This window comes from Erythrobacter sp. (genome assembly GCF_035194505.1).
Lineage (GTDB): Bacteria > Pseudomonadota > Alphaproteobacteria > Sphingomonadales > Sphingomonadaceae > Erythrobacter.
Map to the genome: position 1 here is coordinate 2,679,733 of NZ_CP136573.1, position 12,540 is coordinate 2,692,272.

The 12,540-nt window shown below is 66.0% G+C and carries 11 protein-coding genes and 2 pseudogenes; 11 read left to right on the forward strand and 2 right to left on the reverse strand.

The genetic code is table 11. The features are described from left to right. Positions 1 to 5 precede the first annotated feature (5 nt). The 10 genes and pseudogenes from RSE14_RS13145 (at position 6) to RSE14_RS13185 (ending at position 8,720) form a co-directional block, all read left to right on the forward strand. Positions 6 to 1,371: pseudogene (locus tag RSE14_RS13145) on the forward strand (IS3 family transposase). 49 nt (positions 1,372 to 1,420) lie between these two features. Then, complete coding sequence (locus RSE14_RS13150; RefSeq protein WP_324074344.1) at positions 1,421 to 2,098, forward strand: 7TM domain-containing protein; 678 nt, start codon at positions 1,421 to 1,423, stop codon at positions 2,096 to 2,098. A gap of 17 nt (positions 2,099 to 2,115) precedes the next feature. Then, positions 2,116 to 2,418 (forward strand): annotated as a pseudogene (locus RSE14_RS14855) (sugar-transfer associated ATP-grasp domain-containing protein); the annotation flags it as partial. Positions 2,419 to 2,449: 31 nt separating this feature from the next. Further along, positions 2,450 to 3,106 carry a sugar-transfer associated ATP-grasp domain-containing protein gene (locus RSE14_RS13155; RefSeq protein ID WP_324074345.1) on the forward strand — a complete coding sequence of 219 codons (657 nt, stop codon included), beginning with the start codon at positions 2,450 to 2,452 and terminating at the stop codon, positions 3,104 to 3,106. A 321-nt stretch (positions 3,107 to 3,427) separates the two neighbouring features. Further along, a complete protein-coding gene (locus tag RSE14_RS13160) occupies positions 3,428 to 4,435 on the forward strand; it encodes a glycosyltransferase family 2 protein (protein ID WP_324074347.1) in 1,008 nt (335 codons plus the stop codon). Continuing rightward, complete coding sequence (locus tag RSE14_RS13165; RefSeq protein ID WP_324074349.1) at positions 4,422 to 5,111, forward strand: class I SAM-dependent methyltransferase; 690 nt, start codon at positions 4,422 to 4,424, stop codon at positions 5,109 to 5,111. The genes RSE14_RS13160 and RSE14_RS13165 overlap by 14 nt, the downstream gene beginning before the upstream one ends. Positions 5,112 to 5,115: 4 nt before the next feature. Next, positions 5,116 to 5,499: a GtrA family protein gene (locus RSE14_RS13170; RefSeq protein ID WP_324074351.1), complete on the forward strand. Its 384-nt coding sequence runs from the start codon at positions 5,116 to 5,118 to the stop codon at positions 5,497 to 5,499. After that, the gene (locus tag RSE14_RS13175; RefSeq protein ID WP_324074353.1) at positions 5,496 to 7,058 is read left to right on the forward strand and encodes a hypothetical protein; all 1,563 of its coding nucleotides are present in this window, start codon (positions 5,496 to 5,498) and stop codon (positions 7,056 to 7,058) included. The genes RSE14_RS13170 and RSE14_RS13175 overlap by 4 nt, the downstream gene beginning before the upstream one ends. Before the next feature lie 86 nt (positions 7,059 to 7,144). Further along, positions 7,145 to 7,918: an SDR family NAD(P)-dependent oxidoreductase gene (locus RSE14_RS13180; RefSeq protein WP_324074355.1), complete on the forward strand. Its 774-nt coding sequence runs from the start codon at positions 7,145 to 7,147 to the stop codon at positions 7,916 to 7,918. Between the two features lie 13 nt (positions 7,919 to 7,931). Then, the gene (locus RSE14_RS13185; protein ID WP_324074358.1) at positions 7,932 to 8,720 is read left to right on the forward strand and encodes an SDR family oxidoreductase; all 789 of its coding nucleotides are present in this window, start codon (positions 7,932 to 7,934) and stop codon (positions 8,718 to 8,720) included. Here the strand turns inward: RSE14_RS13185 and RSE14_RS13190 are convergent. Together RSE14_RS13190 and RSE14_RS13195 are read right to left on the reverse strand one after the other, a co-directional pair. After that, the gene (locus tag RSE14_RS13190) at positions 8,717 to 10,441 is read right to left on the reverse strand and encodes an N-acyl-D-amino-acid deacylase family protein (RefSeq protein ID WP_324074361.1); all 1,725 of its coding nucleotides are present in this window, start codon (positions 10,439 to 10,441) and stop codon (positions 8,717 to 8,719) included. The genes RSE14_RS13185 and RSE14_RS13190 overlap by 4 nt on opposite strands. 3 nt (positions 10,442 to 10,444) lie before the next feature. Next, positions 10,445 to 10,846: an MAPEG family protein gene (locus tag RSE14_RS13195; protein ID WP_324074363.1), complete on the reverse strand. Its 402-nt coding sequence runs from the start codon at positions 10,844 to 10,846 to the stop codon at positions 10,445 to 10,447. A 182-nt stretch (positions 10,847 to 11,028) separates the two neighbouring features. On the opposite strand from RSE14_RS13195, the gene RSE14_RS13200 reads away from it, so the two are divergent. Beyond that, the gene (locus RSE14_RS13200; RefSeq protein ID WP_324074365.1) at positions 11,029 to 12,537 is read left to right on the forward strand and encodes a spinster family MFS transporter; all 1,509 of its coding nucleotides are present in this window, start codon (positions 11,029 to 11,031) and stop codon (positions 12,535 to 12,537) included. Positions 12,538 to 12,540 lie beyond the last annotated feature (3 nt).

The window sequence follows — 12,540 nt, forward strand, 5'->3', positions numbered from 1 at the left end:
CGAAGATGAAGACCCAATCCTCCTTGAAAAAATCGGCACCCAAAAAGCCCCCCGCTGAGCGGGTTGTGAAGGACATCCGGCGGCAGACCCGTCGTCATTTCTCGGCTGAAGACAAGATCCGGATCGTGCTCGATGGGCTACGCGGTGAAGACAGCATCGCCGAGCTCTGCCGCAAGGAAGGCATCGCCCAGAGCTTGTATTACACCTGGTCGAAGGAGTTCATGGAAGCGGGCAAGCGCCGACTTGCCGGTGATACTGCTCGTGCCGCAACCACCGGCGAAGTGCAGGATCTGCGCCGCGAGGCCCGTGCCCTCAAAGAATGCGTTGCGGACCTGACGCTCGAAAACCGTCTGCTGAAAAAAAGCATGATCGCGGATGGGGAGGGCGAAGAATGAGGTATCCCGCATCCGAGAAGCTTGAGATCATCAGGGTCGTCGAGCAGTCCCACCTGCCCGCCAAGCGGACGCTCGACAAGCTGGGCATCGCCCGTCGGACCTTCTACCGCTGGTATGACCGCTATCTCGAGGGCGGGCCGGAGGCGCTGGAAGATCGCCCTCCGCGCCGAGCCGGGTGTGGAACCGCATCGCGCCTGAGGTGCAGGATCAGATCGTCGGACTCGCGCTGGATTACAGCGAGCTGTCCCCACGCGAACTGGCCGTGCGATTTACCGATGAACGCCAATACTTTGTGTCCGAAGCCACGGTTTACCGCCTGCTGAAAGCACACGACCTAATCACCAGCCCGGCCTATGTCGTGGTGAAAGCGGCTGATGCGTTCCATACCAAGACCACCCGGCCAAACGAGATGTGGCAGACCGATTTTACCTACTTCAAGATCATCGGGTGGGGCTGGATGTATCTCTCCACCGTGCTCGACGACTTCTCGCGCTATATCATCGCCTGGAAGCTGTGCACCAACATGCGGGCCGAGGATGTGACCGACACGCTGGACCTCGCCCTGGCAGCTTCCGGCTGCGACAGCGCCACGGTGCTGCACAAGCCAAGGCTGCTCAGCGATAATGGTCCCAGTTACATCGCGGGAGAACTGGCGGAATACATCGAGGCCAACAAGATGAGCCACGTGCGCGGCGCCCCGATGCACCCGCAAACCCAGGGCAAGATCGAGCGCTGGCACCAGACCCTGAAAAACCGCATCCTGCTGGAGAACTACTTCCTGCCCGGCGACCTCGAGGCCCAGATCGAGGCCTTCGTCGAGCACTATAACCACCAGCGTTATCACGAAGCGCTGTCCAACGTGACACCCGCCGACGCCTACTTCGGCAGGGCCCCAGCCATCATCAAACAGCGTGAAAGGATCAAGCGACAGACCATCGAACATCGGCGCTTGCAACACCGCAACCTCGCCGCGTAACATCAACCCCCGGACGAGGCCCGCACTCCGCTAATTTACGCCCCGTGTTGTGTCGAATGTTCTGACGACGGACACCGCCGATACGCTGGTCAGCAAGGCCGTCCATGCGGTGTTCGGCGATCCCTCGCGGCCCTGGGACCTGCCGCAGCTGCACCTGCTGCTGGCGCTGCCGATGGGGGCCGTGATTGTGGTGTTCGTGCGTTCGGTGCTGGGCTGGAAGACCTTCGGCCTGTTCACGCCGATGCTGCTGGCGCTGGCCTATCTCCAGTCGGGCCCGATTGCCGGACCGACGATTTCGACCGCAGCCATTCTGGTCGGCATGGCCGCCGCGCCTGCCCTGCGCCAGCTGGGCCTGTCGCGGGTGGCGTTCCTCGGCACGCTGATCGCTATCGTGGTCACCGCGCTGGGCGCATTGGCGCTGCAGCTTGACCGGCTGGTGCTGATCAGCGCCTTCCCGGTGGTGGTGACGGCACTGGTGGTCGAACGCTGGTGGAATGCGTGGGAATCCGATGGGCCGAAGCAGGCCATGAAGATGACCGCGACCACGCTGGCCGTGGCGCTGATGATCCAGGCGCTGGTGGCCTCGCCGCTGATCGTCGACGTCTCCAGCCTGCATCCGCTGGCAATCCCGGCCAGCGCCATCGTGCTGACCATCCTGTTGGGCCGCTACAACGGCCTGCGCCTCTCCGAAATGTCGCGCTTTGCCGCGGCTGCCAAAGGAAACTGACGATGCCTGTGCTCGGAATGAACCGCCGCAATGCCCTGATTGCCCGCCTCAACCCGCGTGAAGCGATCAAGGGGGTCAACCAGAAGTTCGAGACCAAGCAGCGGCTGGCAGAGGCAGGCGTGCCGGTTCCCCCGACCCTCGCGCTGATTTCCAGCGAAGCCGAGGCCGCCAGCTTCGATTTCGCCAGCCTGCCCCATGCCTTTGCGGTCAAGCCCAATCGCGGGCGCCGCGGCGAGGGGGTGATCCTGGTCGACGGGCTCAATGAAGACGGCAGCTGGCGCCAGCTCAATGGCGAGGCGCTGACGGTGCCCGCCTTGCGCGCCCATCTCACCCGCATCATTGCCCGGGGAATTGTCGCTGGAAGGCAGCAACACCGATGCGGCCCTGTTCGAGCCGCTGATCCGCACCCATGCGGGCTTTGCGCGGCTGGTGCCCTATGGCCTGCCCGATATCCGCATCATCTGCCTGGGCGACGTGCCGCTGATGGCGATGACCCGCCTGCCGACGGTGGAATCGCGCGGCCGCGCCAACCTGCACCAGGGCGCGGTCGGCGCGGCGATCGACTTCCGCGATGGCGCGATTTTCCGCGCGGTGACGGGGCAGGAAGAGGTGTGGGAGCACCCCTCGACCGGCCTGCCGCTGATCGGCGAGCGGATCCCGCACTGGCAGGAAGCGGTCGACGCGGCGCGGCGCTGCTCGGGCGCGCTGGGCCTCGGCTATGTCGGGGTCGATATCGTGATCGATGCCACCCGCGGCGCGCAGGTGCTCGAATGCAATGCTTTCCCGGGGCTGGAGATCCAGAACATCAATGGCGCAGGCCTTGCCGGACGGATCGATCAGGTCGAGCGGCTCCAGCGCGAACGCCAGCGCGAGAACGAGAAGCGCCGTATGCAGATGCGCAACCGCCAGACTGCCTCCGCGTCCCCCCGTCGCACATTGGGCGCAATGCTCGGCGCTGGGAGCGTGCGGATCGGCGAGGGTTGGGCCGTGGCAGCGGTGCCCGCGTAATCCGTCATCCCTTCCCCCCACTTCGGGATGACGGGGGAGGCTGGCGCCCGGAGCGGGTTGCCAGCCTCTCCATTGCTGCATTTGGGGTGCCGATTACCCCGAGATGACCCCGCCATGGGCGGGCCGAGCGCAATGTTTCACGTGGAACATTCCGGGGGTTTTCCGGGCCGGATGCATCTTTCCTGTTGATAGCGCCGCCCGTTCGAATAACGCAGGTGCAGCATTTGCCGCGCACTGGTAAGCGCGGCAGGCATGGGGCGCCCGGTAACCGGGTATTGACCATTCTTGGCTACGATTTGGCGAGGTTTCAGGAGGCGCAGAATGTCGCAGTTTGTGCAGACAGCATCCGGCTCGTGCGCGTTGTCGGTGGTGATCCCGGTCTATAACGAGGATGCCGGGCTCGACGCGCTGGTCGCCCGGGTGAGCGCGGCTGCGCGCGAAATCTTCGCCGAGGATTATGAATTCATCCTCGTCAATGACGGCTCGAAGGATGCCAGCTGGGCGCGGATCTGTGCCCATGCCGAGCGTGATCCGCGCATCGTCGCGATCAATCTGGCGCGCAATCACGGCCACCAGCTGGCGCTGACCGCCGGCCTCAATCACGTTCGCGGCGAGCTCATCTTCGTGCTCGATGCCGACTTGCAGGACCCGCCCGAGCTGCTCGGCCCGATGCTCGCCAAACTGCGGGAGGGGCATGACGTGGTCTATGGCCAGCGCATCAAGCGCCATGGCGAGACCGCCTTCAAGCGCGGCACGGCGGCGCTGTTCTACCGCATGCTGGGCAAAATGGTGGACACCCACATTCCGCCCGACACCGGCGATTTCCGCTTGATGACGCGCCGCGTGGTCGAGCAGTTGAATGCCATGCCCGAGCGTTACCGCTTCATCCGCGGTCTCGTCAGCTTCATCGGCTTCAGCCAGGTGCCTTACCCCTACGAGCGCGATGCGCGCTTTGCCGGAGAGACCAACTATCCGCTGCGCAAGATGGTGGCCCTGGCAATCGACGCGGTGACGAGCTTCTCGGTGGTGCCGCTGCGGTTTGCCTCGCACCTGGGCATGCTGTTCGGGCTGGCCGGACTGGTTTCGCTCGGCCTGATCGTGGCCGTGTGGCTGCAGGGCGGCACGGTTCAGGGCTGGGCGAGCCTTGCCGCGCTGATCCTGATCATGGGCTCGGTCCAGCTGCTGGTGCTGGGCGTGTTCGGCGAATATCTCGGCCGGATGTACATGGAGGGCAAGCACCGCCCGCTGTTCATCATCGCCGAAGTGCGCCGCCATCCGGTCGCCACCGCTGCCGCCGAGCCGAGCGAGGTGATCCGTGTCGCAAGCTGAGTTCGACGCCTATGTCGATGAATATGATGCCCAGCACGCAGCTTCGGTAAAGCTGAGCGGCGAGGACCCCGATTTCTTCGCCGCCTACAAGGCCCGCGAAGCCGCCCGCGCGATGGCCGCGAGCGGGCTTGCGCCGCAGCGGATCATGGATTTCGGCGCGGGGCGGGGCAATTGCATCCCGCACCTGCAAACCGAGTTCCCCGAGGCGCAGGTCACCGCGCTCGACGTATCAGCCCGCTCGCTCACCCACTGCGCCGCGCGCGCTGTGCGTCCGCTGGAGACGGTGTGCTACGACGGGCAGACCCTGCCGTTTGCGGACGCGAGCTTCGATCTCGTCTTCACGGCCTGCGTGTTCCACCACATTCCGGAAGCCGATCACATCCGCCTGCTCTCGGAAATCCGCCGGACACTCACGCCCGCAGGCCGCTTCATGCTGTTCGAGCACAATCCGTGGAACCCGGCGACCCAGCACGCGGTGCGCACCTGCCCGTTTGATGCCAATGCCGTGCTGATTTCCGCGCCCGAAATGCAGCGCCGGTTCCGTGCTGCGGGCTTTACCGATGTGAGCCTGCGCTGGATGCTGTTCTTCCCTGGCTTCCTCAGCGCGCTGCGGCCGCTGGAGCGTGCGCTCGGCTGGCTGCCGCTCGGCGCGCAATACTGCCTCGTCGCGCGCTGATCCGATGCTGGCACGCCTGTTCCGCTTCGGGCTGACCGGCCTTGCCAATTCGGCCGTGGGCTGGGCGGTGATCTTCGGCGGGCTGTGGGCGGGGATGAGCGGGCTGGCCGCCAATGCCGCGGGCTATGCGGTGGGGCTGGTCTTGTCCTTCACCCTAAACCGCCGCTTCGTGTTCGGCGTGACCGGCGCGGTGCGCGGGCGCGAGGTGGCGAAGTTCCTTGCTGCCTTTGCTGTGGCTTACGGGGCCAATGTCGCGGTGCTAAGGGCGGTGCAGCCCGTGCTGGGCGCGGATAGCCCGCTGGCGCAGTTGCCGGCGCTGGCCGCCTATATCGTGATCTTCTTCGTCCTCTCGCAGCTCTTCGTGTTCAAAGCCTCCACCCCGGAATGACCAACGCTGCCCTTTTCACCCCCGTGCCCTCCGGTGGCACGCCACAGGCGTTCGGCTGGCTCGATCGCTGGCCGGCGATGCTGGTCGTGTGCCTCATCGCGATCCTGCCTCTGCTGCTGGTCGATTTCCCGCCGCTGGTTGATCTCTACGGCCATTTGGGGCGCTTTGCGGTGCAGACCGAGCTGGCCCAGCGGCCCGAGCTCCAGCCGTTCTATTCCTATGAGTGGAAGCTGATCGGCAATCTGGGCGGTGACATCCTGGTCGAGGTGCTCCACCCCTTGCTGGGGCTGGAGCGATCGGTCCATGCGGTGGTGATCCTCACCCAGTTGCTCGGCGCGCTGGGGCTGATGCTGGTGAGCCGCGAGATCCATGGCCGCGTCACGCCCTTTGCGCTGGCGGCGATCCCGCTGCTTTACGGCTATCCCTTCAACTACGGCTTCATCAATTACTCGCTGTCGATGGGCCTCGCGCTGCTGGCCTATGTCGCGTGGCTGCGGATGCACCGGACGGGGCGCGAGGGACTGGCGCGCCTGTGGCTGCTGGTGGCAGGCGCGGCGATATGGGTGTGCCACACCTATGGCTGGGCTTTCCTCGGCCTGCTGACCGGATCGACCATGCTGGCCGAGGTCTGGGCGGCAAGGATGCATCCCGTGCGCGCGGTTGCCCGCATTCTGGGCGCTTGCTGCCCGTTGCTGCTGCCGGTGGTGCCGATGGTGATCTGGCGCGCGGAAAGCTCGGGCGCGGGGCTGGGGGGCTGGTCGCTGCCATTCAAGCTGATCTGGGCCTATTCGCCCTTCCGCAGCGTGTGGAAGGTGCTCGATATCGGCGCGCTCGCGATTGTGGCGGGGCTGATTTACTGGGTGCGGTTGAGCAAGACGGCGCGGTTCGATCCCGGGGTCGGCATTGCGGCGGCACTGTGTGGGGCCTTTTTCCTGATCCTGCCGAGCTGGGTGTTCGGCTCGGCCTTCGCCGACATGCGCCTGCTGCCCTATGGCATCGCTCTGGGATTGGTGGCGATCAGCACCGCGCGAGTGGGCGCGCGCGAACTGAAGATTGCAGGCATGATCGCGCTCGTCTTCTTCGGGGTGCGCATGGCAGTGACCAGCGCGGGGTTTGTGGTGCAGGACCGCGCCTTCGCCGCCGCGCTGCCGGCGCTCGACAATATGCCCAAGGGCGCGCGGGTTGCCTTCTTCGTGATCAAGCCGTGTCAGGTGCGCTGGACCCTTCCCGTGCTCGATCATGCCGCCGGCGCGGCGCTGGCGCGGCGCAATGCCTTCGTCAATGATCAGTGGCAGCAGCCCGGGGTCAACCCGATGCGGGTGCACTACGCGCAAGGCGGGCGCTTCGTGAAGGACCCCTCGCATCTGGTGCTGAGCGATGCCTGCGGGCCATCGGTGCTGCCTCCGGTCAGCAAGACCCTCACCAAGCTGCCGCGCAATGCCTTCACCCATGTCTGGATCGTCGGCTACCGGCCCGAACGTTACACCGTGCCCGAAGGCTTCGTGGAGGTGCCGAATAGCGGCAGCGGCAGGCTCTTCCGGATCACGCCCGCAAGCTGATCACGCCTATTGGAAGCGCCAGTGTCGCTCGCGCCTCGCCGCCCTAGGGTTGGCGCCAGGGCCATGATGGCCATGGAGGCAAGGCGATGGGGATTCTCGACCGGTTCCGGCTCGACGGTGAAGTGGCGGTGGTGACAGGCGCGGGCAAGGGCATCGGGCGGGCGATCGCGATCGCGCTGGCCGAGGCAGGCGCGGACGTGGCGCTGGCGTCCCGCACGCAGGCCGATCTCGATGCGGTCGCGGCCGAGATCACCGCGCTGGGCCGCCGCGCCCTGCCGCTGGCGACCGATGCGACCGATCCTGACGCGCTCGAATATCTGGCCGCGCAAACCGTCAGCCAGCTCGGGAAGCTCAGCATCTGGGTCAACAATGCGGGCGGCATTCCCGATGCCACCCCGCGCTATCTCACCCGCACGCCCGAGGCCAATTTCGACGCGCAGATCGCGCTCAATCTGAAGGCGGTGTGGATGGGGGCGAGCGTCGCTTCGCGCCACATGGGCGAGGGCGGCGGGGCGATCATCAACATCTCCTCGCGCGCGGCTTTCGGCCCGCAGGTCAAGAACGGCCCCTATGGCGCGGCCAAGGCGGCGGTAAACAGCCTGACGAGCACGCTTTCGGTCGAACTCGCGCCGAAGATCCGCGTCAATGCCGTGGCTCCCGGCCCGGTGCCGACCGAGAATTTCGACGAATGCATGGGCACCGATACCGACGAGAAGCGCGAGAAGCTGCTGGCGATGATCGGTATTCCGATGGGCCGCTATGGCGAGCCCGAGGATATTGCCGCCGCGGTGGTGTTCATGGCCTCGCCCGCGTCAAGCTGGGTGACGGGCCAGTGCCTTTATGTGACCGGCGGCAGATAAGAGGAGGCTGGCGATGGATCTGGGCATCAGGGGCAGGCGGGCGCTGGTCAATGGCGGCTCTGCGGGCATGGGGCGCGGCGCGGCGCTGGCCTTGGCGCGCGAGGGGTGCGAGGTGTTCATCTCCGCGCGCGGGAGCCAGCGGCTGGAGGAAACCTGCCGCGCCATCGCTGCCGAGACCGGCGCGAAAGTGCACCCGCTCGTGGCCGATCACGCCTCGGACGAAGGGCGCGCCGCGATCCTTTCGGCGATCCCTGATCCCGACATCTTCGTCGCCACCTGCGCCCCGCCGCCCTTCACCGGCGATTTCCGGACAGTATCGCGCGAGGAATTCGAGAAATCCGTGGCGACCGCGCTTCTGAGCCCGATCGACTACATCAAGGCGGTGACCGGCCCGATGGTCGAGCGCAAGTGGGGGAGGATCGTCAATATCAGCACCGGCGCGGCTAAATATCCCGCCGCGATGCGCGTGCTTTCCGGCCCGCCGCGCGCCGCACTCGCCAACTATTGCCACGCGATTTCCAAGGAACTCGCCCCGCACAACGTCACGATCAATTCGGTGCTGCCGGGGATGCACCACACGCCGGGGATCGAGGATGTGCTCGGCCCGCGCGCGGCAGCCAATGGCCGGACCTATGACGAGGAGGTCGATGCCTTCGTCAAGGCCGTGCGCCTGCCCGCTGGGCGCTTCGGCGATGCCGAGGACCTTGGCGTGCTGGTGGCGATGTTCTGCTCGGCCCAAGCGAGTTACGTCACCGGGCAGTCGCTGGTGGTCGACGGCGGGATCGGCACCTCGACCTTCTAGGCCGTAGCGCGATACCCGCTCCCGCGCACCAGCTTGCCGGGGCGTGCTCCGGTGGACTGGTCGAAGCGGCGGATCACCTCGCCTGCCACAATCGTCGCCTCATAGCCGCTGGCGCGCTGGTGCAAGCGGCGACCGCCTGCGGGCAGATCGTGCACGACTTCAGGCAGGTGCAAGGTGAGATTGTCGAGGTCGATCACATTGACATCGGCCCGCCCGCCCACAGTCAGCGTCCCGCGATCGGCAAAGCCCACCGCGCGCGCCGCCTTCTGGCCGAGCATGTGCACCGCCTCCGACAGGCCGAGCTGCAAGGGGCCCTGCTTCTGGACGAACTGGGTCAGGAGGTAGGTCGAATAGCTGGCATCGCAGATCGCTCCGTAATGCGCCCCGCCATCGCCGAGGCCGGGGACGCAATAGGGGTGACGCAGCATCTCATGCGCGCTGTCGAGGGTGGCGTTCTCGTAATTGCCGAGCGCGGCGAGGAACAGCCCGCGTCCCTCGGTCGCCAGCAGCCGGTCATAAGCGACCTCCTGCGGCGTGCAGCCGCGCGCGGCGGCTTGCCCTGCCATGCTCATGTGCGCGGGCGGGGCGTAATCGGGCGGATTGTCGAGCGGGAACAGCCAGCGCCAGTTGCGCGCCAGCTCGTTGAAGGGATGGCCCGGGGTGAAATCCTCGGTGAGGAGCGCTTCACGCAGGGCCGGATCGCGCATCGCGGCGATTTGTTCGGGAATCGAAAGGTGGGCGATCTTGCTCCACGAGGGGCACAGCACGAAGGGATGCACTGTCAGCTCCAGCCCGGCGATGAGGCCGATCGGGCGCGGCATGACCTGCGCATTGGCGATGCCGCCGCTCGCATTTGTGCGCTCCAGCATCTCCAGCACCCGCCGCCAGCGCGGCGGCGCGTCATTGCCGGAGGCTAGCGTGAAGGTCGCCGGGCGGCCGGAGGCGGCGATCACCCGCTCGATTACCTGATATTCCTTGTCCCACCCCACGAAGGCATCGAGCACCACCTGGAACGTGCCCGCGCCCGCATCCTTCATGCCGCTGGTTATCGCTTCCAATTCGGCAATGTCGGTGTCGAAGGTCGGGATCGCCTGGCCATCTGCCGTCTTGTGGATCGACAGGCGCGAGGTCGCAAAGCCCAGCGCGCCAGCCCGCATGGCCTCGGCCGTGAGGCGGCGCATCAGCGCAAGATCATCTTGCGTAGCGACTTCGCGCGCCGCGCCGCGTTCTCCCATGGCATAGACCCGCAAGGGCGAGTGCGGGAGATAGGCCGCAATGTCGATGTCGCGCTTTCCGGCGGCGACCTTGTCGAGATATTCGGGGAAGGTCTCCCAGTCCCAGTCCAGTCCCTCGGTCATCACCACGCCGGGGATGTCTTCCACGCCTTCCATGACGTTGATCAGCATCTCGTGATCGCTCTTGCGGCACGGCGCAAAGCCGACCCCGCAATTGCCCATCACCGCCGTCGTGACGCCGTGCGAGGAGGAAGGGGAGAGTTCCTCGGCCCAGATGCACTGGCCATCATAATGGGTGTGCACGTCGATGAAGCCGGGGGTGACGATCTTGCCCTTGGCGTCGATCTCCTCGGCGCCTGAACCGCTGACTGCGCCGATAGCCGCAATGCGGCCGCCGGCAATCGCAACATCGCCCGCGATCAGATCGCCGCCCGTGCCGTCGGCAATCGTGCCGCCGCGGATCACCAGATCATATTCTGCCGCCATGCCTCAGGCTCCCTGAACCAGTTTCACGATCCCGCCAATGAGCGAGCCGAGCACGAAGATATAGATGACCGGCATCGAGATATAGAGCGGGAGCCGCCGCTTGTCGGCCGCCTTGTAATAGCCGAGTGCATAAAGCACCCGCATCGGTGGCCAGATGATGCCGATCCCCGCCGCCCAATAGGGGCTCACCGCGTAGGCGAACAGCCACAAGCCGGGCAGGAACAGCACCAGATGTTCGAGCGTGTTGAGATGCGCGCGCACGTGGCGGATATATTCCTCCGGCCCTTCATGCGAGGGCGCGGGCACCTTGAACTTTATCCGCGCAAGGCCAGCCTTGAGCAGGGTGAAGTAATAGGCCAGCAGCGCCAGCGCGCTGACGATCACGACATAGATATACGGATCCATTCCATCCCCTCGCGGGCCTTGTGACGCGGCCCTTTCTCCAAGGCTGCCGCAGCAACGGGGCAGTGGGCAACTCCTACTTTTGCAGCCAGCGGCTTTACGCCCGCGCGATTTGCCTCAATGATGCGCACCAGAGAGAGTTGAGAGACCGGGAGGCTGTGCAAGCAGCCACGGGAAGGGATCACATGACAAACACCGATACGGCGGCAGCCGCAGGCTTCGGCTCGCCCGGATACCGCGCCTATGTGCTGGGCGCGCTGCTGATCGTCTATGTGTTCAATTTCATCGACCGCACCATCGTCAACATCCTGACCGAACCGATCAAGCAGAGCTTCGGGCTGGAGGACTGGCAGATGGGCCTGCTTGGCGGGCCGGCCTTCGCGGTGCTCTACACCTTCCTCGGCATCCCGATCGCGCGGCTGGCCGAGCGCCGCAACCGCGTGCTGATCATCGCGGGATCGGTCGCCGTGTGGAGCCTGTTCACCGCGCTGTGCGGCTTTGCGGCAAGCTTCCTCATGCTGTTCCTCTTCCGCATCGGGGTAAGCATCGGCGAGGCGGGCTGCACGCCGCCTGCGCAATCGCTGATCTCGGACTATTTCGTGCCCTCAAAGCGCGCCACCGCGGTGTCGATCTATGCGCTGGGCGTGCCTTTGGGCGGGATGCTGGCTTCGGTCTTCGGCGGGCAGCTGGCGGGCCTCGACGGGGCGGCTTTCGGAGCATGGCTCGGCCGCATCGGGCTGGGCTGGATGTTCGGCAGTCTCGACTGGAGCACGGTCGAAGGCTGGCGCGTCGCCTTTGTGGTGGTCGGCGTACCCGGGATGCTGCTGGGGCTGCTGGTGTGGCGCACCATCGCCGAGCCGCCGCGCGGCTACACCGATCCGGCCGCATTGCAGGGGCTGGAGCGGGCAAGTTTCGGCGAAGCACTGGGCGTGCTGATCCGCAAGCCTGCCTATCGCCAGGTGGTGATCGGCGCGACAGTCGCGTCCTTTGCGGGTTACGGCATCGGCCAGTTCACCACATCCTTCATGATGCGCACCCACAAGCTCGCCATTGGTGACGCTTCGCTGCTGAACGGGATCATTCTGGGGGTGATGGCAGCGCTCGGCGTGTTTGCCTCGGGCTGGCTGTCGGATCGCCTGTCGCGCCGCTGGCCGGGCGCCTTGTCATGGCTGCCCGCAGTGGGGATGGGGGCCTCGGTGCCGCTTTATGCCTTCGGCTTTCTGGCAGACAGCCTGTGGCTCGCCATGCCTGCGCTGATGATCGCGGCGATGATCCACTATTTCTATCTGGGGCCGATGTATGCGGTCTCGGGCGGGGTGGTCGACAGCCGGATGCGCGCGACCGCGGTGGCGATCACGCTGTTCGTGGTGAACCTGCTCGGATACGGCCTTGGCCCGCTGGTGATCGGCATCCTCTCGACCGTGCTGAAGGCGATGTTCCTTGAAAACATGGCGCTGGGCCTGACGCTGGAGGCGTGCAAGCCGCTGATGGCGCTCGCGCCTGACGCCAAGGCGGCGCTTGCCGGAGAGGCGCTGGCGAGCCTCAAGGCCTGCGCCGGAGCCGAGGCGCAGGGGCTGCAATGGTCGATCGTGATCTTCGCCGGCGGCTATGGCTGGGCGGCGCTGCACTATCTGCTGGCGGGCCGTACCTTGGCTGCCGACATGATCGTCAACGCCGCGCCCGCCAAGGGCTAGGCG

Bases quoted from the DNA above. Each gene is read 5' to 3' on its own strand.
- RSE14_RS13160 (WP_324074347.1), top strand. From the start codon at position 3,428: ATGTCGCAGTTTGTGCAGACAGCATCCGGCTCGTGCGCGTTGTCGGTG.
- RSE14_RS13170 (WP_324074351.1), top strand. From the start codon at position 5,116: ATGCTGGCACGCCTGTTCCGCTTCGGGCTGACCGGCCTTGCCAATTCG.
- RSE14_RS13175 (WP_324074353.1), top strand. From the start codon at position 5,496: ATGACCAACGCTGCCCTTTTCACCCCCGTGCCCTCCGGTGGCACGCCA.
- RSE14_RS13180 (WP_324074355.1), top strand. From the start codon at position 7,145: ATGGGGATTCTCGACCGGTTCCGGCTCGACGGTGAAGTGGCGGTGGTG.
- RSE14_RS13185 (WP_324074358.1), top strand. From the start codon at position 7,932: ATGGATCTGGGCATCAGGGGCAGGCGGGCGCTGGTCAATGGCGGCTCT.
- RSE14_RS13190 (WP_324074361.1), bottom strand. From the start codon at position 10,441: ATGGCGGCAGAATATGATCTGGTGATCCGCGGCGGCACGATTGCCGAC.
- RSE14_RS13195 (WP_324074363.1), bottom strand. From the start codon at position 10,846: ATGGATCCGTATATCTATGTCGTGATCGTCAGCGCGCTGGCGCTGCTG.
- RSE14_RS13200 (WP_324074365.1), top strand. From the start codon at position 11,029: ATGACAAACACCGATACGGCGGCAGCCGCAGGCTTCGGCTCGCCCGGA.